Origin of the sequence: Pseudomonas sp. NPDC089406, from assembly GCF_044900265.1 — a bacterium.
In the GTDB taxonomy this organism is placed as follows: domain Bacteria; phylum Pseudomonadota; class Gammaproteobacteria; order Pseudomonadales; family Pseudomonadaceae; genus Aquipseudomonas; species Aquipseudomonas fakonensis.
Genome location: NZ_JBJDNC010000006.1, coordinates 155,400 through 174,132, shown reverse-complemented (window position 1 = coordinate 174,132; position 18,733 = coordinate 155,400). Strand labels below are relative to the sequence as shown.

Below are 18,733 nucleotides of genomic sequence, written 5' to 3'. Positions count from 1 at the left end.
GGCTTGAGATGAACATGCCGATGCGCGCTGAGAGGCGGCATCGGCATTTTTGTTTGTGGGGGAGTGTTTCCCCGTGGGCAGGTGCGATGCCGTAGGCCAGGCTGTCGCGCCTGAACTTGCAAGGAGTTGCCCGATGAATTGCCCAGAAACCCGCGACACGCCGCTGCTGAGTGCGCTGCCGAACAACGCCCGTTTTGCCATCGTCGCCCCGGCAGGCCCGGCCCGGCTGGATACCGGCAAGGCGCAAGGGTGGTTCGAGCGGCGCGGCTACCAGTGCCGGCTCTACCCGGGAGTGACCCAGGCCCAGGGCTACCTGGCCGGTAGCGACCAGCAGCGCCTGCAGGACCTGCACGACGCTTTCGCCGACCCCGCAAACGACGCCATCCTGTGCATGCGCGGTGGCTACGGCAGCATGCGCCTGCTCGATGGCCTGGATTTCGACCTGATCCGCCGCAACCCCAAGCCGTTGGTGGGGTACAGCGACATCACCGCCCTGCACACGGCGATCAACCGGCATACCGGGCTGGTGACCTTCCACGGCGGTATGCTCAACGCCGACCTGCTTGGTGGCAAGCTGGAGCCGACCATCAGCTCGCTGCTGGAGCAGCTGGGCGGGCAGGTCGGGGCGGGCGCGCGCATCGCTCACCCGGCGGCCTATCCGCTGACCACCGTGCTGCCTGGCGTGGCCAGTGGCCGGCTGATGGGCGGCAACCTGTCCATGCTCGGGGCGACCCAGGGTACCCTGGCCGAGATCGATACCCAGGGCTGCATCCTGTTCATCGAGGACGTCAACGAGCCGCTGTACCGCATCGACCGATTGCTCACGCAACTGCGTCTTGCCGGCAAGCTGGAAGGGGTCAAGGGTGTGCTGGTGGGGGATTTTGCCGGGGTGACGGTGGCTGCCATGACGCCGCTGTTGCAGGACATCTTCGTCCCGCTAGGGGTGCCGGTAGTGGCCGGGTGGCGCAGCGGGCATTGCGACCCTAATGTGTGCCTGCCGTTGGGAGCGCAGGTAACGTTGAATGCCGATCGGCAGGAGCTGGTGTTGCAGCAGGATTTGTTCAAGGCCTGAGGGCCGATCCCCTGTAGGAGCGGCCTTGTGTCGCGAAAGGGCTGCGAAGCAGCCCCGGCAATTTTGCATGATGCAGATATTTTGGGGCCGCTACGCGCCCCGTTCGCGACACAAGGCCGCTCCTACAGTTGATGCGTTTTCAGCGGCGCAGGCTGTCGAGCAGCTTGTGCGTCGGGTAGCCATCGGCCGGCCAGCCCTGCGCCTGCTGCGCATTGCGGATGGCTTTGCGGGTGTTGGCACCGATAATGCCGTCAGGGTTGCCCGCCTCATGCCCATTGGCATTGAGCAGGGTCTGCAACTCGATACGCTCGCTGCGGCTGAGCGGCAGGTCGTCCTTCGGCCAGCTGCCAGCGATGAAGCCCCAGTTGGAGAACCGGTCACCCAGCAGGTTGACCGCCAGGGCGTAGGACGACGAGTTGTTGTACTTGAGGATGGCGCGGAAGTTGTCCAGCACCAAAAACGCCGGGCCGCGGGCTCCAGCCGGCAGCAGCAGGGCAGCGGACAGCTGGCTGCTGTTGGCCGGCAGTTGCGTGCCGGTGGGCAGCGTCACGCCCAGTTGCAGCCATTCGCTGACGCTCTTGCGCTGGCTGCCGTCGGCCAGCCACCAGTCGAAGCCCGCCGGCACTTGCACCTCGAAGCCCCAGGGCTGGCCGCGCTTGTAGCCCGAGCTTTGCAGGTAGTGGGCAGTGGAGGCCAGGGCATCCGGAGTGCTGCCCCAGATATCGCGGCGGCCGTCGCCGTCGAAGTCCACGGCGTGAGTGAGGTAGGTGGTGGGGATGAACTGGGTCTGGCCCATGGCCCCGGCCCAGGAGCCGCGCATGGCATCGGGCTGGATATCGCCGTTTTGCAGGATCTGCAGGGCGGCAATCAGCTGGTCCTGGGCGAACTGCGGGCGACGGCCTTCGTAGGCCAGGGTGGCCAGCGAGCGGATCACCGACTTGTTGCCCTGGAACTGGCCGAAGTTGCTCTCCATGCCCCACACCGCCACCAGCACCTGGCGATCGACGCCGTAGCGCTGTTCGATGCGGGTCAGCAGTTCGGCGTTTTGCTCGAGCAGTTTCTTGCCGTTGCGCACCCGCAGCGGCGACAGCGCGCCGTCCAGGTATTCCCAGACCGGGCGGGCGAATTCGGGTTGGCTGCGGTCGGCCTTGATCACGTCCATGTCCGGGGTGACGCCGAGGAAGGCGCGGTCGAACAGGTTGGCGTCGATACCGGCTTGCAGGGCCTGTTGACGGAAGCCTGCCTGCCATTGGGCAAAGGTTTGCAGCGGTTGGATTTCGGTGCTGACGTCGGCTGTGCTGCCGGGCAGGGTAACCACTGGGGCGGGCTGGGCGGGAGCCAGCGGCAGAGCGTCGGCGGCGGTGGGTTTTTCCGCGCAGGCGACGAGGAGGATGAAGCTGGTGGCGGCGATCAGCTGGCGAGGTTGCCAGCGCAGAGTGAGACGAGAGGGCATGCACAGATCCAGAATTGCAGGTCAGGTGCCGACCATACCATGCCTGCGCTTTTCATGCCTTTCATGCCGCCATAAAGGAAGAAGCCTCCCAATCTCTCGATTGGAAGGCTTCGCGGCGGTAGCTGCCTTTGCCTTTTTCGGCCCGTTCCTGGCGGCAGCGGAACAGGGGTTGGGCGACGATGGACTTGGCTTTGTTGGGGCCGTTCGGCTTTGCTTTTTTGCTCATGGGAGGTTCCCGGTGGGGGTGGATTTCGGGCGGCACTGTAAGCCTGTGAGCTCACAGCGGCCAATTGATTGTATTTATGGTGGGTGCGCACGACCTGTAGGAGCCGGCTTGCCGGCGATCACCGGCGCAGCCGGTGCATCGACCTCCTGATGCGGCCTCATCGCCGGCAAGCCGGCTCCTACAAAGGCGAGGTCATTCTGCGGGCAAGGCCAGCCGCTGCCCGGCCATCAGCAGCGACAGCCGCGCCAGGCTGGTCCAGGGCGAGCCTTCGGCCTGGCCCTTGATCTGCGCGTCGATACGCTGGGCATCCTGCAGCAGCATGGCCCAGCGCTGCGCCGACAGGCGTTGCAGGGCTTTGCTGACCAATGGGCGACGCTTGTCCCATACCGGTGGGCGGGCTTGGCTGAACGCCTTGTCCAGCGGCACGCCCTGGCTGAACTGCTGCGCAAGCCCCGCCAGCAAGCGCAGCTCACGGGCCAGGGCCCAGAGGATTACCGGGGGTTCGACACCCTCGCCACGCAGCCCTTCGAGCATGCGCAAGGCATGCCCGGCCTCGCCGTTGAGGATGGCATCGACCAGCCCGAACACGTCGAAGCGGGCGCTGTCGGCCACTGCCGCCTGCACCGTCTCGACGGTGATCTGGTTGCCGTCGGCGAGCAGCTTGAGCTTTTCGATTTCCTGGGCGGCGGCCAGCAGGTTGCCCTCCACCCTGGCGGCAATCAGGTCGACGGCGTCGCGCTGGGCGGACAGCCCGGCTTGGGAGAGGCGCTGGTTGATCCACTGTGGCAGTTGCTGGGCATCCACCGGCCAGATCTGGATGAACTGGCACTGCGGCCCTTCGATGAGCGCCTTGCCCCATTTGGTCTTTTGCGCGCTGCCGTCGAGCTTGGGCAGGCTGATCAGCAGCAGGGTGTCTTCTGCCGGGTTGGCGCAGTACTCCATCAGCGCTGCGGCGCCCTTGTCGCCGGGTTTGCCCGAGGGTAGGCGCAGCTCCAGCAAGCGGCGCTGGGCGAACAGCGACAGGCTGGCGCCGGCCAGCAGCAGGTTGCCCCAGTCGAAGTTGGCGTCGGCGCTGAACACCTGGCGTTCGTCGAAGCCTTGCTGGCGCGCCGCAGCGCGTATGGCGTCGGCGGCTTCCTGGCACAGCAGCGGGTCGTCGCCGCTGACGATATAGACCGGTGCCAGCGGGCCTTGCAGGTGCTTGTTGAGTTGGGCGGGGGCGAGTTTCATAAGGGCAGGCGGGGCACCTCAGGTGCCCCGTTCAGGCTCACTGAGCCGGGATTTCCAGTGGCGACTGCTGAGGCGTCTCGTCCTGAATGCGCTGGGCTTCTTCCTGGGCGCGTGCTTCGGCCTTGGCGCGCTCGTCGGCTTTGGCTTGCAGCTCTTCGAGCTGGGCAGGGGTGAGCTGCTGCAGGCGGATAATCATCGACTGGGCCAGGTCGCGGCGCATTTCGCGGCGGATCTGTTCGCTTTCCTGGCTACCGGCAGTGACGTTGTTGCCATCGCGCACGTAGTAGCGACGGATTTCCATCTGGTCCTGCAGCAGTACGGTGTCGTTATGGCCCTTGATCACATACTCAAGGGTGGTGCTCAGCTCGTACTCGGCCGAACGCGAAGCACGGGCATAGGTGGCCGCGCGCTGGTCGTCCTGCTCATTGGCCAGCACCAGGGTGTACGGCGCGCCGCTGTGAACCTTGACGCCGCTGTTTTCCAGCGTGCGGCGCAGCTGGGTGACGAGTTCGCCGTAAGCGTTGCGGGCAGTGAGGTTTATCTCGGGAATGGAGATTTCGTTGTCACCGGTGCCGCGCAGCTGGAAACCGCAGGCGCTGAGCAGCACGGCCAGGCCCATTACCAGCAGATTGCGTTTGATCATGTTGTAGCTCCCTCGTGGGCCAGATACGCCCGCCCAGGTGCGTGGGCGGGCGCTGCCATCAATTGGCGACGATGTTGACCAGTTTGCCTGGCACGACGATGACCTTGCGAATGGCCAGGCCGTCGGTGAAGCGCAGGACGTTTTCGTTGTTGCGGGCGGCGGCCTCGATCTCTTCGCGGCTGGCGGCGGCAGGCATTTCTACCTGGCCACGCAGCTTGCCGTTGACCTGAACCACCAGGGTCACGGTGTCCTGCACCAGCGCGCTTTCGTCAACGCTCGGCCAGTTGGCGTCGATCACCGCCTGCTCGTGGCCCAGTTGCTGCCACAACTCGTGGGAGATGTGCGGGGTGATCGGGGCCAGCAGCAGGGTCACGGCTTCAAGGCCTTCCTGCAGCAGGGCGCGGTCCTGGGCGGTGGCTTGCGGGGCCTTTTCCAGCACGTTCATCACGGTCATCACCTGGGCGATGGCGGTGTTGAACTTGTGGTACTGGCCCACATCGGTGCTGGCTTGCTTGATCGCGGCGTGGATGGCGCGGCGGATGACCTTCTGCTCATCGCTCAGCGCAGCGCTGTCCAGCTGGCCCGGCAGGCCTTGGGCCACGTGGGCCTGGGCCAGGCGCCAGACACGGCGCAGGAAGCGGCTGGCACCTTCGACGCCGGAGTCGGACCACTCAAGGCTGGCGTCAGGCGGCGAGGCGAACATCATGAACAGGCGGCAGGTGTCGGCACCGTACTGGTCGATCATCGACTGCGGGTCGACGCCGTTGTTCTTCGACTTCGACATCTTCTCGGTGCCGCCGATCTCGACCGGCAGGCCGTCGGTCTTCAGGCGCGCGCCGATGATCTTGGCTTTGGCGTCACGCTCGATTTCGACGTCGGCCGGGTTGAACCAGTCCTTGCCGCCGTTGCTGGCTACGCGGTAGTAGGTTTCGGCAACCACCATGCCCTGGGTGAGCAGGTTCTTGAACGGCTCGTTCGAGGTGACCAGGCCCTCGTCGCGCATCAGCTTGTGGAAGAACCGCGCGTACAAGAGGTGCAGGATGGCGTGCTCGATACCACCGATGTACTGGTCTACCGGCAGCCAGTGGTTGGCCGCTTTCGGGTCGACCATGCCACCTTCGTAGTTGGGCGAGGCGTAGCGGGCGAAGTACCAGGACGACTCGACGAAGGTGTCCATGGTGTCGGTTTCGCGCTTGGCCGCAGTGCCGCATTTCGGGCAGGTGCACTCATAGAATTCGGGCATGCGCGCCAGTGGCGAGCCGGCGCCGTCCGGCACCACGTTTTCCGGCAGGGTGACCGGCAACTGGTCTTCCGGTACCGGTACGTCGCCGCAGGACGGGCAGTGGATGATCGGGATCGGGCAGCCCCAGTAGCGCTGGCGGCTGATGCCCCAGTCGCGCAGGCGGAACTGGGTGCGCGACTTGCCGAGTTCCTTGCGGATCAGCGCAGCTTCCATGGCGTCGAAGGCGCCGGCGAAGTCCAGGCCGTCGAATTCGCCGGAGTTGATCAGTTGGCCATGCTCGCCGTAAGCGTCCTGCCACTCGCTGCCGACTTCGTCACCGGCGCTGGTGCGTACCACGGCTTTGACCGGCAGTTGGTACTTGTGGGCGAACTCGAAGTCGCGCTCGTCGTGGGCTGGTACGGCCATCACGGCGCCATCACCGTAGTGCATCAGCACGTAGTTGGCGACCCACACCGGCAGTTTTTCGCCGGTCAGCGGGTGCTGCACGAACAGGGAAGTGGGCATGCCCTTCTTCTCCTGGGTGGCCATGTCGGCCTCGGCAACGCTGCCGCCTTTGCATTCTTCGATGAAGGCTTGCAGCGCGGCGTCGCCCTGGGCGGCCTGGGTAGCCAGCGGGTGCTCGGCGGCGACGGCCACATAAGTGGCGCCCATCAGGGTGTCGGCGCGGGTGGTGAAGACCTTCAGCGTGCCCTCGTGGCCGATGCTGGCCACGTCGTAGGGGAACTGCACTTCCATGCCGCGGGACTTGCCGATCCAGTTGCGCTGCATGGTCTTGACCTGTTCAGGCCAGCCCGGCAGCTCGTCGAGGCTTTCCAGCAACTCGTCGGCGTAGTCGGTGATGCGGAAGTAGTACATCGGGATTTCGCGCTTCTCGATCAGCGCGCCCGAACGCCAGCCGCGGCCGTCGATGACCTGCTCGTTGGCCAGCACGGTCTGGTCCGCCGGGTCCCAGTTCACGGTACCGTTCTTGCGGTAGATGATGCCTTTCTCGAACAGGCGGGTGAACAGCCACTGCTCCCAGCGGTAGTAGTCCGGCTTGCAGGTGGTGACTTCACGCGCCCAATCGATGGCCAGGCCCAGGCTCTTGAGCTGGGTCTTCATGTAGTCGATGTTTTCGTACGTCCACTTGGCCGGTGCGACGTTGTTCTTCATGGCGGCGTTTTCTGCCGGCATGCCGAAGGCGTCCCAGCCCATCGGCTGCAGGACGTTCTTGCCCAGCATGCGCTGGTAGCGGGCAATCACGTCGCCGATGGTGTAGTTGCGCACGTGCCCCATGTGTAGCTTGCCGCTCGGGTACGGGAACATCGACAGGCAGTAGTAGGTGTCCTTGCCTGGCTGTTCGGTAACAGCGAACGACTGTTGCTCGTCCCAGAAAGACTGGGCGGCGGCTTCGATATCACGGGGCGTGTATTGTTCGTGCATGGCTACTTTTTTACTGAGAGAGAAAAGACCCTGTTCACAGGCCGGGCAAGCTCGCTGCGACCGGCACTGCGGTGTCGATAGAGTGAACGCCGTAGCATACATGAGCGCCGTGTATCGTGGGAAACCTTAGATTGCGCCACCCGGCGCGCGGGCCGTTGGTCGCGGCGTTCGGCTGCTTTTTGCAGCGACGCTAAGCTCATTTGTGGGGGGAGATATTCTGACCTTCAATGAGGTGTACGGATGGGAGAGTCGCAACTTACCGTTAACAAACCGGAGCTTTATGAACGCCTGATCGACCGCCTGGGCCTGGCACTGGAAGTGGCCAGAACCTCGGTACGATTGCGCGACGAGATGCCTGCTGAGCTGGAGTTGCGTGGCCTGAGCCATGCCGAGTTCGAGGTGATCAAGGCCTACCTGGAAACCCTCCCGGAAGGCCGTCATGCCAGCGCCGGTGCCTACCCGCAACCGGAACCGTCCTCGGCCCGGATCATCTGGCTGAAGGACCGCAAGCGCAACACCGCCCCAGCAAGCGCCAGGACGCTGCCATCCCGTTAGCCGTTCAGGTTTGCAGGCGCGGGTTTCGCGCCGGTTTTTCAATACCCTGCAGTGTCCGGCGCCGGCCGCCCCTTGAGGCCCGGCGCCGTTCCTCATAGGCTGCATGCCTTCCAGGAGGGTGTGCAATGCCGCTGCGTTTTTTCATCAAACAATGGTTGATGCCCCCGGGCATCCTGATCTTGCTGCTGCTGGCTGCCTGGTGGCTGCGCCTGCGTCATCCGCGCCTGGCCCTTGGCTGCTTTTGCCTGGGGCTTGGCGGGTTGCTGCTGATGAGCCTGCCGCTGGTGGTGGAGCAGGCCGCGCGGCGCCTGGAAACAGAGCCTGCCCTGGCCGCTGGCGACTGGGCGAGCCTTGCGACCCGCGCCGATGCCATCGTGGTACTGGGGGCTGGGCGTGAGCGCGGCGACCTGGCCTGGGATGGCGCCGACCAGCCCAGCTACATGGCGCTGGAGCGCATGCGTTATGCCGCTGCGCTGGCCAAGGCCTCGGGCTTGCCGGTGTTGACCAGTGGCGGCCTGCACTACGGCACCCCGCCCAGCGAAGGGCAACTGATGGCCGACCGTCTGCAGCAGGACTTCGGCGTGACGGTGAAGTGGAAGGAGCAGGCCAGCCGCACTACCTGGGAGAACGCCGAGATGAGCGCGGCATTGCTGTTGCCGCAGGGTGTTCGCCGGGTGGTGGTGGTGACCCAGGCCTGGCACATGCAGCGCGCGCGCTGGAGCTTCGAGCGGGCCGGGTTCGAGGTGGTGACGGCACCAGTGGGCTTTCTCGGGCGCGACCATGCGCGGCCGTTTGCCGGGTTGATCCCGGAAAGCCGGGCGGTGTGGCAGAACGCGCAGTTGTTGAACGAGGCGGTGGGGTTGGTGGGGTATCGGGTGTTCTATTGACGGCCATCGCGGGGCAAGCCCGCTCCCACGTTTCGCGCACAGGCGTGGGAGCGGGCTTGCCCCGCGATGGGCATCACAGGGTACTGGCGATGCGGCGCGCCAGCAGTGCCCAGCCCAGCAGCAACACGCAGACGATCGCCAGTGGCCACGAGCGCCATTGCAGGTAAGGCGTCAGTTGCTGCATCGGCACCACCTCGCCGTACAGCACTGCACGTTCGAACTGCGGAATCTGCGTGGTGATGCGGCCGAACGGGTCGATCAGCGCGGTGACCCCGTTGTTGGTGGCGCGGATCATCCAGCGGCCGGCCTCCAGGGCGCGCATCTGGGCCATCTGCAGGTGCTGCAGCGGGCCGATCGACTTGCCGAACCAGGTGTCGTTGCTGATGGTCAGCAGCAGGTCGCTGCGCGCGGCAAGGCTGGCGGCGAACTCGGGGTAGACCACTTCGTAGCAGATGAACGGCGCCACCTGGTAGCCCTTGGCCTGCAGCAACGGCTGGTCCTCGGGGCCGCGGGCGAAGTCCGACATCGGCAGGTTGAAGAACTCGATCAGCCCGCGCAGCATGTCCTGCAGCGGCACGTACTCACCGAACGGCACCAGCTTCTGCTTGAGGTAGGTGCCATCGCCCTCGCCGGTGGCGGTGATGCCGTTGTAGTACCGGCGCTGGTGATGAACCTCTTCGCGCACCGGCACACCGGTGATCAACGCCGAATGCCGCTCGGCAGCGAAACTGCCCATCATGTCGAGGTAGCCCTGGGCCTGCTCCTTGAGCACCGGTACGGCGGTTTCCGGCCAGATCAGCAGGTCGACGGGTTTGGAGCTGAAACTCATGTCGCGGTACAGCGCCAGCTGCGCGTTGACGTGGGCCGGGTCCCATTTCAGGTCCTGCTCGACGTTACCCTGCAATGCAGCAACTTTCAGTGGATCGCCGGCAGGCTTGGTCCAGGCGTGGCCCTTGAGCGCCATGCCGACTACCCAAGGGGCCACCAGCAACAGCGCAGCCACGGCCAGGAACGACGGCCGTGCGCGCAGGCGCACCAGGTTGCACAGCAGCGCGGCGCTCAGCGCGAGGGCGAACGACACCAGCCATACCCCGCCGATTGGCGCGAGCCCGGCCAGCGGCCCGTCCAGTTGGCTGTAACCGGCGTAAAGCCAGGGGAAACCGGTGAGGAACCAGCCGCGGAAGGCTTCCTGCAGCAACCACAGGGCGGCGAAGCCCAGCGCGTCGGCCAGCGGCGCCTCATCGCGGCGCAGCCAGCGTGCCCACAGCCAGGCGGGCAGGGCGAAGAACAACGCCAGGCAGGCAAAGAACGCCACCAGCAGCACGATGGCCAACAGCGGCGAGGCGCCGCCGTAGGTGTTCATGCTGACGTAGATCCACCAGGTGCCGGCGCCGTACAGGCCAAAGCCGAAGCACCAGCCGCGGGCCAGCGCCTGGCGCGGGCTCAGCGTGCGCAGGCCGGCATAGAACAGGGCGATCGACAACAGCGCCAGCGGCCAGATGCCAAAGGGCGCCAGGGCCAGCAGGGTGGAGGCGCCGGCCGCCAGGGCCAGCAGGTTACCGGGCCAGCCGGGGCGGGAAATCCAGCGCATGTCGTTCCTTAACGTGTGATCGGGGTCAGGCGCAGCAAGTGTATCCGGCGGCTGTCGGCATTGAGGATACGGAAGCGGTAGGCACCGATTTCGGTGGTCTCGTTGCGCTTGGGCAGGTGGCCGAAGGCGCTCATCACCAGGCCGCCGACGGTGTCGAATTCGTCATCGGAGAACTCGCTGTCGAAGAACTCGTTGAAGTTCTCGATGGGCGTCAGGGCCTTGACCAGGAAGTCGCCGCTCGGTAGCGGCTTGATGTAGCTGTCTTCCTCGACGTCGTGCTCGTCCTCGATGTCGCCGACGATCTGCTCGAGCACGTCCTCGATGGTCACAAGGCCCGCCACGCCGCCGTACTCGTCGATGACGATGGCCATGTGGTTGTGGTTGGCGCGGAATTCGCGCAGCAGCACGTTCAGGCGCTTGGACTCGGGCACGAAGGTGGCCGGGCGCAGCAGGTCCTTGATGTTGAAGCTGTCGCCGTTCTCTTTGAGGATCAGCGGCAGCAGGTCCTTGGCGAGCAGGATGCCGAGCACATCGTCATGGCTCTCGCCGATCACCGGGTAGCGCGAGTGCGCGGCGTCGATCACCGCCGGCAGGAATTCGCGGGGCGACTGGCTGGCCTTGATGCTGATCATCTGCGAACGCGGCACCATGATGTCGCGTACCTGCAGGTCGGCGACCTGAATGGCGCCTTCGACGATGGTCAGCGCTTCGCTGTCGAGCAGCTTGTTCTGATGGGCTTCGCGCAGCAGCTCGAGGAGCTCCTGGCGGTTTTTCGGCTCATGGGCAAAAGCCTGGGTCAGTTTGCCCAGCCAGGACTTTTGCCCGTTGCTCGATCGGTCTTCGCTCATGGCGGTTACTCGTGTTCCTTGCAGTGTCAGTGTGTGATTGTGTCGGTTTCGTCGTCGGCGTAAGGGTCGGGGTGGCCCAGTTCTGCCAGCAATTCCCGTTCCAGCGCTTCCATTTCTTCGGCTTCGTCGTCTTCGATGTGATCGTAGCCGAGCAGGTGCAGGCAGCCATGGATCACCAGGTGCGCCCAGTGCGCCTCGAGCGACTTGCCCTGCTCGGCAGCCTCGCGCTCGACCACCGCCACGCAGATCACCAGATCGCCCAGCAGCGGGATATCGAGCAGGTCGTCGGGCACATCGGCTGGGAAGGACAGTACGTTGGTGGCGTAGTCCTTGTACCGGTAGGTGTGGTTGAGCTCGCGGCCTTCGGCTTCGTCGACCAGGCGGATGGTCATCTCCGAGTCGGCCGTGCGCTGGCGCAGCGCCAGTTCGCACCAGCGGCGGAAGGCGGCGTCATCCGGGGCAGCGGCATCCGTGGCCCGTTGCAGGTCGAGTTCAAGCATCTTTGCCGGACGCCTCGGGCTTGGACTGACGGGCTTCGAAGCGGTCGTAGGCTTCGACGATGCGCTGCACCAGCGGGTGGCGCACCACGTCCTTGGGCTGGAAGTGGGTGAAGCTGATGCCCGGCACGTCGCGCAGCACCTCGATCACGTGGGCCAGGCCCGACTTGGTGCCACGCGGCAGGTCGACCTGGGTGATGTCACCGGTGATCACTGCGGTGGAGCCAAAACCGATACGGGTGAGGAACATTTTCATCTGTTCCAGCGTGGTGTTCTGGCTTTCGTCGAGGATGATGAAGCTGTTGTTCAGGGTGCGGCCGCGCATGTAGGCCAGCGGGGCGATCTCGATCACCTGGCGTTCGATCAGCTTGGCCACGTGCTCGAAGCCGAGCATCTCGTACAGCGCGTCATACAGAGGGCGCAGGTACGGGTCGATTTTTTGCGCCAGGTCGCCGGGCAGGAAGCCGAGCTTCTCGCCAGCTTCGACCGCCGGGCGCACCAGCAGGATGCGGCGCACCTGTTCGCGCTCCAGGGCATCGACAGCGCAGGCGACGGCAAGGTAGGTCTTGCCGGTACCGGCCGGGCCGATGCCGAAGTTGATGTCGTTGGCCAGGATTTCCTTGACGTAGCGCTGCTGGTTGGCGCCGCGCGGGCGAATGTTACCCTTGCGCGTGCGCAGCGAGACGCTGACTTCGTTGACCGCCGGGTTGTCGATGTTCTCGACTGCCGATTCTTGCAGATAGAGATGGACGGTTTCCGGCGACAGGTCAGTGGCCTTGGTCTCGCGATAGAGGCGGCGCAGCAGCTGTTCGGCAGCGGAGGTGGTCCGGGGTTCGCCAATCAGTTCGAACTGATTGCCGCGGTTGCGGATCTCGATGGCCAGGCGTTGCTCGATCAGGCGCAGGTGCTCGTCGAACTGGCCGCACAAGTTGGCGAAACGGTGGGCCTCGAAAGGTTCGAGGGTGAAACGATGGGGTTGTATGGGTGCGTTCAAGGTCGTTTTTAGCCGCTCGACGGCAATGAATGTGAACTCAAGAATAACCCTTGATGGGCAGTGGCGAAAGCACTGAAACGATCAAGGGTTTTGTGCAGGCCTCACCGGCCCTATCGCCGGCAAGCCGGCTCCTACAGGCGACCGTGCTCCACTGTAGGAGCCGGCTTGCCGGCGATAGGGCCATCAAAGGCAGTATGCATGGCTTGTCTTACACGGATGTGATGGCCGCAGAAGAGGCTTAAGGCAGGGGCGAGAACGGCGAGCGGCCTTCGGCGCTTTGCAGCTCGAGCAGGTACTTGCGGAAGATCTGGCCCAGCACCTGGGTGGCGTGCTCCAGTTCGTCGCGGGGCATTTGTTCGGTGACTTCGTCGGCCAGGTCCAGGGCATCTTCGGCGCCGTTGACCGCGGCCATCTTCAGCAGGATGTAGGCCTGCACATTGTTGGCCTTGACCCCCTCACCGCGATAGAACATCGAGCCAAGGCGGTACTGCGCCTGGGCGTTGCCTTGCAGGGAGGCTTGTTCGAACCACTTGAGGGCTTTTTCGAGATTGCGCGGCGATGCGCTGTAGTAGAACTCGCCAAGCTCGTACTGCGCCTGGGCGTCCCCGGTCTGTGCCGTCCGCTCGCAGGCCTTGAGGGCGTTCTCCAGGTCTTCCGGCGCCGTGTTCAGCGTGCAGCGGCCCGTCGCCGGAATCAGCAACGAGTTACCGCCCTCCGCCAGGGCCAGCAGGGGCTGAAGAAGCAACAGGCAGCCCATAGTCAGGGCGCGGCCGGTGCGGTTCATGGGGATCGACTTACCTCTGCAAAACTGCGACCAATGTCTCTGGTGGCACATTATGGGATAAGCAGCGCCTACCTTACAAAGTTTTACTCAGATTTCTGTCTCGGTGAGGATCCGGCCCGGGGTGTGACCTGCGTCACAAGGTTGCCAGCGCTGGCCTTATCGCCGGCAAGCTGGCTCCTACAGCTAAGCGCAATGCCCTGTAGGAGCCGGCTTGCCGGCGATGAGGCCCGGAACATCACTTGAGTTTGGCGAATGCCCGCTCGGCTGCATCCAGGGTGATCTGCAGCTCTTTATCGCCATGGGCGATGGAAGTGAAGCCGGCTTCGAAGGCGCTTGGTGCCAGGTACACGCCACCTTCGAGCATCAGGTGGAAGAAGCGCTTGAAGCGTTCGGCATCGCTGGCCATCACGTCGTCGAAGGTGACGATGTCGTCGGCGCCGCTGAAGTACAGGCCGAACATGGCGCCTGCCTGCGTGGTGACGAACGGGATGCCGGCGGCATCGGCGCGCTGTTGCAGGCCGTCGAGCATGCGGCTGGTGAAGGCGGTCAGTTCGTCATGGAAGCCCGGGCGGCTGATCAGGCGCAGGGTGGTCAGGCCGGCGGCCATGGCCAGCGGGTTGCCCGACAGGGTACCGGCCTGGTAGACCGGGCCCAGCGGCGCGATGCAGCCCATGATCTCGCGCTTGCCGCCGAAGCAGCCGACCGGCATGCCACCGCCGACGATCTTGCCGAAGGTCGACAGGTCAGGGGTGATGCCGTAGTAGCCCTGGGCGCCGCCCAGCGATACGCGGAAACCGGTCATCACTTCATCGAAGATCAGCACCACGCCGTGCTTGTCGCACAGGCTGCGCAGGCCTTCGAGGAAGCCCGGCGCGGGTGGCACGCAGTTCATGTTGCCGGCCACCGGCTCGACGATGATGCAGGCCACGCTCTGGCCGACGTCGGCGAGGGTTTTCTCGACTGCGGCGATGTCGTTGAACGGCAGGGTCAGGGTGTGCTTGGCGAAGTCCGCCGGCACGCCGGCCGAGCTTGGTACGCCTTGGGTCAGCAGGCCGGAGCCGGCCTTGACCAGCAGGCTGTCGGAGTGGCCGTGGTAGCAGCCCTCGAACTTGATGATGGCGTCACGGCCGGTGTAGCCACGGGCCAGGCGGATGGCGCTCATGGTGGCTTCGGTGCCCGAGCTGACCATGCGCACCATTTCCATCGACGGCACGATCGAGCAGACCAGGTCGGCCATCTCGGTTTCCATGGCGGTCGGAGCGCCGTAGGACAGGCCGTGCTGCAGCTGGTTGCGCACCGCGTCGAGCACCTCAGGGTGGCCGTGGCCGAGGATCATCGGGCCCCAGGAACCGACGTAGTCGACATAGCGCTTGTCGTCTTCGTCGATCACATAGGCGCCTTCGGCGTGCTTGAAGAACAGCGGCGTGCCGCCGACGCTCTTGAAGGCGCGCACCGGCGAGTTGACGCCACCGGGGATGTGTTTCTGGGCTTGGGCGAACAGGGCTTCGGAACGGGACATGGGGGTCTTCTCTTTAAAATCAGGAAGCGAACAGGGCGTTGAAGGCGCGGGCGCGGCGGGTCACTTCCTGCGCGCTGTCGGCACCGAACAGGCCGTGGATCACCGCCAGCAGGTCGGCGCCATGGGCGACCAGCGGGGCGGCGTTGTCGAGGGTGATGCCGCCGATCACGGCGACTGGCAACTTGACCTGGGCGCGGGCCTGTTCCAGCAGTTCGACGCTGGCGGCCGGGGCACCCGGTTTGGTCACGGAATTGAAAAAGCGGCCGAAGGCGACGTAGCTGGCGCCTTCGCTGGCAGCCTGCTGCGCAAGCTCAAGGCTTGCGTGGCAGGTGGAGCCGATGACTGCCTGGCGGCCCAGCAGGGCGCGGGCGGGCGTCAGCGGGCCGTCGGTCTGGCCCAGGTGCACGCCAACACCCAGGCGTGCGGCCAGTTCGGCGTCATCGTTGATGATCAGCTGCGTGCCGTAGCGCTCGCACAATGTGTGCAGCGCCTCGGCCTCGCGCAGGCGGCGGGCGGCGTCGTCGCCCTTGTCGCGGTACTGCAAAAGGCACACGCCGCCTTCCAGCGCCGCTTCCACGTGGGAGAGAAAACGGCCGGCGAGCAGCTGGCTGTCGGTGATCGCATACAAACCGCGGAGCGTCATCGGGTGGCCTCGTGTCAGGAGCAGAAATCCAGGGGCAGGCGGCGCGGCACGTACTGGCCCTTGCCCAGTTGCTCGGCGTCACGCAGGGTGCGCCAGGTGTAGTCCAGGGCGCTGCGCACGGCGCTGGCGAGGTCTTCGCCCAGGGCCAGGCGGCCGGCCAGGGCGCTGGCCAGGGTGCAGCCCGAACCATGGTAGCTGCCCGGCAGGCGCTGGCAGGTCCAGGTGTGCTGCTGGCCGTCGCGGCTATACAGGCGGTTGTGAATCTCGACCTCGTCGCCGTGACCGCCGGTGATCAGCAGGTGTCTACAGAACGGCAGCAGTTTGTCGGCGCATTCGTCGGCGCTGCCCTCGGGCAGTTCGGCCAGGATGCGCGCCTCGGGCAGGTTGGGGGTGGCGATGGTAGCTAACGGCAGCAGGCGTTCGCGCAGCGCGTAGCCGACTTCGTCCTTGCCCAGGCGGCCACCGCCACCGGCGCGCAGCACCGGGTCGCAGACCAGTGGCAGGTGCGGGTGGGCGGCGAGCAGTTCGGCGACGGTGTCGACCATCGCGATCGAGCCGAGCATGCCCAGCTTGACCGCGGCCACGGTGGAATCGGCCAGCACGGCGTTGGCCTGGGCCAATACCCACTCGCGGTCGAGCACGCGGAAGTCGGAAACATTGACGGTATCCTGCACAGTCAGCGCGGTCACGGCGGGGGCGGCGTGACAGCCTTGGGCCAGCAGGGCTTCGATATCTGCCTGCAGCCCGGCGCCACCACTGGGGTCGTGGCCGGAGAGACAGAGGACAACGGGGCGGGAGCTGTAGGTATTCATGGTCGGCGAGCTTATCACCAATCCCATTTGTGCGGACCGCTCGCTCGGCGGGTTTTATTGATCGAGTGGTCAGTTTGTTGCTTTCTGTTTGGCTGAAAGCACTATGTTAGAGCCTTCGAAGGCAAATTGTATGTGGCCTCTGGTACTGCCGGGAAGCTATGCTAGAGTGCTCGGATAACTCGATAACGGGTTCTGCCGGATCACGTCGTCTCAAAGGGAAAGGAGGCAACCGCGACGCGACCGGACAGGCCATGCTGGGGCTGTATGCGCTATTTGCTGATTGTGCTTCTGGGCTGCTTGCCCATGTTCGCCGGGGCGGTCGATTTCGACGACGCCACCGGGCGCCTGCCGCTGGGGCGGCACATGCAGGTCTTCGAAGACACCGACGGCAGTGCCAGCATCGCCCAGGTCAGTTCCCCCGCCTTCGCCAGCCGCTTTCACGCGCACCCCGACGAGGTGCTCAACGCCGGTTACTCGACCTCGGTGTTCTGGCTGCGCATCGATCTGCAATACAACGCCACCCCCACCGCCAAGCCGCGCCAGTGGCTGCTGGAGCTGGCCTACCCGCCGCTGGACCACCTCGAACTGTACCTGCCTGATGCCGAGGGCGGCTATCGCCTGGCCGGGCGCACCGGTGACGCGCTGCCCTACGCCAGCCGGCAGATCCGCCAGAACAACTACCTGTTCGAGTTGCCGCTGGAACCCGGCCAGGTGACCACCGCCTACCTGCGCCTGCACAGCCAGGGCTCGGTGCAGGCGCCGCTGACGCTGTGGTCGGCCGAAGCCTACATGGAAGACCAGCCCACCCGCCTGTACGTGCTGGGCATGATCTATGGCGTGCTGCTGGTGATGCTGGTGTACAACCTGTTCATCTACCTCAGCGTGCGCGATGTCAGCTACCTCTATTACATCCTCTATATCGCCTCGTTCGGCCTGTACCAGGTGTCGGTCAACGGCGCCGGCATCGCCTACTTCTGGCCCGACAGCCCGTGGTGGGCGAATGCCTCGACGCCGCTGTTCATCGGCGCTGCCGGGTTGTTCGGCTGCCAGTTCGCCCGCCACTTCCTGCAACTGGGGCGGCTGAGCCGGGCCTTCGATCGCCTGCTGCTGGCGCTGATGGCCGGCGGCGCGCTGGTGATGGTACTGGCGGTGACCCTGCGCTACGGCGTGGCGCTGCGCATGGCCACGGTGCTGGCGCTGCTGTTCACCGTGAGTGTGTTCAGCGCCGGGGTGTACGCCTGGTGGCGCGGGGTGCGGGTGGCGCGCTGGTTCATCATCGCCTGGAGCGCCTTCCTGCTTGGCGGGCTGGTCAACACCCTGATGGTGCTTGGTTACCTGCCCAACCTGTTCATCACCATGTACGCCAGCCAGCTGGGTTCGGCGCTGGAGGTGGCATTGCTGTCGCTGGCCCTGGCCGACCGCATCAACAGCCTGCGTGAAGAGCAGGCGCGCACCTTGCGTGAAACCGGCCGCACCTTGGAGCAACTGAACCAGCAACTGGCCCACAGCAACCGCCTCAAGGACGAATTCCTGGCCACTGTCACCCATGAACTGCGCACCCCGATGAACGGCGTGATCGGTTCGCTGGAGCTGCTGCACACCCTGCCCATGAGCGCCGAACAGGCGCAGTATCACCGCACTGCCACGGGCTCGGCCCAGGACATGATGGCGATGGTCGACGACATCCTCATCCTCACCGAACTGCAAGCTGGGCGCCTGCGCCGGCATGGCGTGCCGTTCAGCCTGCGCCGGCTGCTGCAGGAGCTGCGCGCAGGCTACGCCGGGCAAGCCCTGGCCAAGGGCCTGTACCTGAGCCTGGACATCCCCGCCGACCTGCCCGACAGCCTGATCGGCGACCCGCAAAAGCTCGCCCGCTGCCTGGCCTGCCTGGTGGACAACGGCCTGAAGTTCACCCACCAGGGCGGCGTTACCGTGCAGGCCCGCGGGCGCCTGGTGGCACCGGACTCCTTGGCCCTGAGCATCACCGTGAGCGATAGCGGCATCGGTTTCGAGGACCTCGACCAGGCCGTGCTGTACCAGCGCTTCTTCCAGGTCGATGGCTCGATGACCCGTCGTTACGGCGGCCTGGGCATCGGCCTGTCGATCTGCCGCCAGCTGGGTGAGCTGATCGGCGCCAAGCTTGCCCATGAGTCGACGCCAGGCCTTGGCAGCCGCTTCGAGCTGAGCCTGGCGCTGGACGTGACCCAGGTGCAGGTGCCGCCGAGCCGGGTGGTGCAGGGGCCGGCGCGGTTGTAGGCCTCATCGCCGGCAAGCCGGCTCCTACAGGTACAGCGCAGGCTTGAAGGCTACGCGA

At 65.4% G+C, this 18,733-nt stretch carries 17 protein-coding genes; 4 read left to right on the top strand and 13 right to left on the bottom strand.

What is annotated here, in order from left to right; translation table 11 throughout:
- The first annotated feature begins 133 nt into the window (after nucleotides 1–133).
- Nucleotides 134–1,072, top strand: coding sequence for an LD-carboxypeptidase (locus ACI2KK_RS06585; RefSeq protein ID WP_404668327.1), 939 nt, complete (start codon nucleotides 134–136; stop codon nucleotides 1,070–1,072).
- Between the two features lie 139 nt (nucleotides 1,073–1,211).
- Here ACI2KK_RS06585 and ACI2KK_RS06580 read toward each other — a convergent pair whose 3' ends face one another.
- From ACI2KK_RS06580 to leuS, 5 genes are all read right to left on the bottom strand, one after another.
- Nucleotides 1,212–2,525 (bottom strand): lytic murein transglycosylase, encoded by a 1,314-nt coding sequence (locus ACI2KK_RS06580; protein ID WP_404668326.1) that lies wholly within the window; start codon nucleotides 2,523–2,525, stop codon nucleotides 1,212–1,214.
- Nucleotides 2,526–2,586: 61 nt separating this feature from the next.
- Complete coding sequence (gene arfA, locus ACI2KK_RS06575) at nucleotides 2,587–2,751, bottom strand: alternative ribosome rescue factor ArfA (protein ID WP_404668325.1); 165 nt, start codon at nucleotides 2,749–2,751, stop codon at nucleotides 2,587–2,589.
- 192 nt (nucleotides 2,752–2,943) lie between these two features.
- Entirely contained in the window at nucleotides 2,944–3,981 is a 1,038-nt protein-coding gene (gene holA / locus ACI2KK_RS06570) for a DNA polymerase III subunit delta (protein ID WP_404668324.1), read from the bottom strand.
- Nucleotides 3,982–4,018: 37 nt separating this feature from the next.
- Nucleotides 4,019–4,624 carry an LPS assembly lipoprotein LptE gene (lptE, locus tag ACI2KK_RS06565; protein ID WP_404668323.1) on the bottom strand — a complete coding sequence of 202 codons (606 nt, stop codon included), beginning with the start codon at nucleotides 4,622–4,624 and terminating at the stop codon, nucleotides 4,019–4,021.
- A gap of 58 nt (nucleotides 4,625–4,682) precedes the next feature.
- The gene (leuS, locus tag ACI2KK_RS06560) at nucleotides 4,683–7,289 is read right to left on the bottom strand and encodes a leucine--tRNA ligase (protein WP_404668322.1); all 2,607 of its coding nucleotides are present in this window, start codon (nucleotides 7,287–7,289) and stop codon (nucleotides 4,683–4,685) included.
- A 240-nt stretch (nucleotides 7,290–7,529) separates the two neighbouring features.
- On the opposite strand from leuS, the gene ACI2KK_RS06555 reads away from it, so the two are divergent.
- Both ACI2KK_RS06555 and ACI2KK_RS06550 read left to right on the top strand, forming a co-directional pair.
- Nucleotides 7,530–7,844 (top strand): hypothetical protein, encoded by a 315-nt coding sequence (locus ACI2KK_RS06555; RefSeq protein WP_217841630.1) that lies wholly within the window; start codon nucleotides 7,530–7,532, stop codon nucleotides 7,842–7,844.
- A gap of 125 nt (nucleotides 7,845–7,969) precedes the next feature.
- Nucleotides 7,970–8,731 carry a YdcF family protein gene (locus ACI2KK_RS06550; protein WP_404668321.1) on the top strand — a complete coding sequence of 254 codons (762 nt, stop codon included), beginning with the start codon at nucleotides 7,970–7,972 and terminating at the stop codon, nucleotides 8,729–8,731.
- Nucleotides 8,732–8,804: 73 nt separating this feature from the next.
- On the opposite strand, the gene lnt is transcribed toward ACI2KK_RS06550, so the two are convergent.
- The 8 genes from lnt to ACI2KK_RS06510 form a co-directional block, all read right to left on the bottom strand.
- Nucleotides 8,805–10,322, bottom strand: coding sequence for an apolipoprotein N-acyltransferase (gene lnt, locus ACI2KK_RS06545; RefSeq protein ID WP_404668320.1), 1,518 nt, complete (start codon nucleotides 10,320–10,322; stop codon nucleotides 8,805–8,807).
- A gap of 8 nt (nucleotides 10,323–10,330) precedes the next feature.
- A complete protein-coding gene (locus ACI2KK_RS06540) occupies nucleotides 10,331–11,170 on the bottom strand; it encodes an HlyC/CorC family transporter (protein WP_054892824.1) in 840 nt (279 codons plus the stop codon).
- Between the two features lie 26 nt (nucleotides 11,171–11,196).
- A complete protein-coding gene (ybeY, locus tag ACI2KK_RS06535) occupies nucleotides 11,197–11,670 on the bottom strand; it encodes an rRNA maturation RNase YbeY (protein WP_404668319.1) in 474 nt (157 codons plus the stop codon).
- On the bottom strand, nucleotides 11,663–12,661 hold the full coding sequence (locus ACI2KK_RS06530) for a PhoH family protein (RefSeq protein WP_404668318.1): 999 nt from the start codon (nucleotides 12,659–12,661) through the stop codon (nucleotides 11,663–11,665). Before ACI2KK_RS06530 ends, ybeY begins: the two co-directional genes overlap by 8 nt.
- Before the next feature lie 238 nt (nucleotides 12,662–12,899).
- A complete protein-coding gene (locus ACI2KK_RS06525) occupies nucleotides 12,900–13,445 on the bottom strand; it encodes a tetratricopeptide repeat protein (RefSeq protein WP_217887594.1) in 546 nt (181 codons plus the stop codon).
- A gap of 235 nt (nucleotides 13,446–13,680) precedes the next feature.
- Complete coding sequence (gene hemL, locus ACI2KK_RS06520; protein ID WP_404668317.1) at nucleotides 13,681–14,964, bottom strand: glutamate-1-semialdehyde 2,1-aminomutase; 1,284 nt, start codon at nucleotides 14,962–14,964, stop codon at nucleotides 13,681–13,683.
- 19 nt (nucleotides 14,965–14,983) lie between these two features.
- Nucleotides 14,984–15,607 (bottom strand): thiamine phosphate synthase, encoded by a 624-nt coding sequence (gene thiE / locus ACI2KK_RS06515; RefSeq protein WP_404668316.1) that lies wholly within the window; start codon nucleotides 15,605–15,607, stop codon nucleotides 14,984–14,986.
- A 14-nt stretch (nucleotides 15,608–15,621) separates the two neighbouring features.
- Complete coding sequence (locus tag ACI2KK_RS06510) at nucleotides 15,622–16,419, bottom strand: hydroxymethylpyrimidine/phosphomethylpyrimidine kinase (RefSeq protein ID WP_404668315.1); 798 nt, start codon at nucleotides 16,417–16,419, stop codon at nucleotides 15,622–15,624.
- Nucleotides 16,420–16,683: 264 nt separating this feature from the next.
- Here ACI2KK_RS06510 and ACI2KK_RS06505 point away from each other — a divergent pair, with 264 nt between their 5' ends.
- Complete coding sequence (locus ACI2KK_RS06505; protein WP_404668314.1) at nucleotides 16,684–18,675, top strand: 7TM diverse intracellular signaling domain-containing protein; 1,992 nt, start codon at nucleotides 16,684–16,686, stop codon at nucleotides 18,673–18,675.
- Nucleotides 18,676–18,733: the final 58 nt, after the last annotated feature.

What these genes read in the sequence shown, in the direction of transcription:
- ACI2KK_RS06585 (WP_404668327.1), top strand. Translation starts at nt 134, where the DNA reads ATGAATTGCCCAGAAACCCGCGACACGCCGCTGCTGAGTGCGCTGCCG.
- ACI2KK_RS06580 (WP_404668326.1), bottom strand. Translation starts at nt 2,525, where the DNA reads ATGCCCTCTCGTCTCACTCTGCGCTGGCAACCTCGCCAGCTGATCGCC.
- arfA (WP_404668325.1), bottom strand. Translation starts at nt 2,751, where the DNA reads ATGAGCAAAAAAGCAAAGCCGAACGGCCCCAACAAAGCCAAGTCCATC.
- holA (WP_404668324.1), bottom strand. Translation starts at nt 3,981, where the DNA reads ATGAAACTCGCCCCCGCCCAACTCAACAAGCACCTGCAAGGCCCGCTG.
- lptE (WP_404668323.1), bottom strand. Translation starts at nt 4,624, where the DNA reads ATGATCAAACGCAATCTGCTGGTAATGGGCCTGGCCGTGCTGCTCAGC.
- leuS (WP_404668322.1), bottom strand. Translation starts at nt 7,289, where the DNA reads ATGCACGAACAATACACGCCCCGTGATATCGAAGCCGCCGCCCAGTCT.
- ACI2KK_RS06555 (WP_217841630.1), top strand. Translation starts at nt 7,530, where the DNA reads ATGGGAGAGTCGCAACTTACCGTTAACAAACCGGAGCTTTATGAACGC.
- ACI2KK_RS06550 (WP_404668321.1), top strand. Translation starts at nt 7,970, where the DNA reads ATGCCGCTGCGTTTTTTCATCAAACAATGGTTGATGCCCCCGGGCATC.
- lnt (WP_404668320.1), bottom strand. Translation starts at nt 10,322, where the DNA reads ATGCGCTGGATTTCCCGCCCCGGCTGGCCCGGTAACCTGCTGGCCCTG.
- ACI2KK_RS06540 (WP_054892824.1), bottom strand. Translation starts at nt 11,170, where the DNA reads ATGAGCGAAGACCGATCGAGCAACGGGCAAAAGTCCTGGCTGGGCAAA.
- ybeY (WP_404668319.1), bottom strand. Translation starts at nt 11,670, where the DNA reads ATGCTTGAACTCGACCTGCAACGGGCCACGGATGCCGCTGCCCCGGAT.
- ACI2KK_RS06525 (WP_217887594.1), bottom strand. Translation starts at nt 13,445, where the DNA reads ATGAACCGCACCGGCCGCGCCCTGACTATGGGCTGCCTGTTGCTTCTT.
- hemL (WP_404668317.1), bottom strand. Translation starts at nt 14,964, where the DNA reads ATGTCCCGTTCCGAAGCCCTGTTCGCCCAAGCCCAGAAACACATCCCC.
- thiE (WP_404668316.1), bottom strand. Translation starts at nt 15,607, where the DNA reads ATGACGCTCCGCGGTTTGTATGCGATCACCGACAGCCAGCTGCTCGCC.
- ACI2KK_RS06510 (WP_404668315.1), bottom strand. Translation starts at nt 16,419, where the DNA reads ATGAATACCTACAGCTCCCGCCCCGTTGTCCTCTGTCTCTCCGGCCAC.
- ACI2KK_RS06505 (WP_404668314.1), top strand. Translation starts at nt 16,684, where the DNA reads ATGCGCTATTTGCTGATTGTGCTTCTGGGCTGCTTGCCCATGTTCGCC.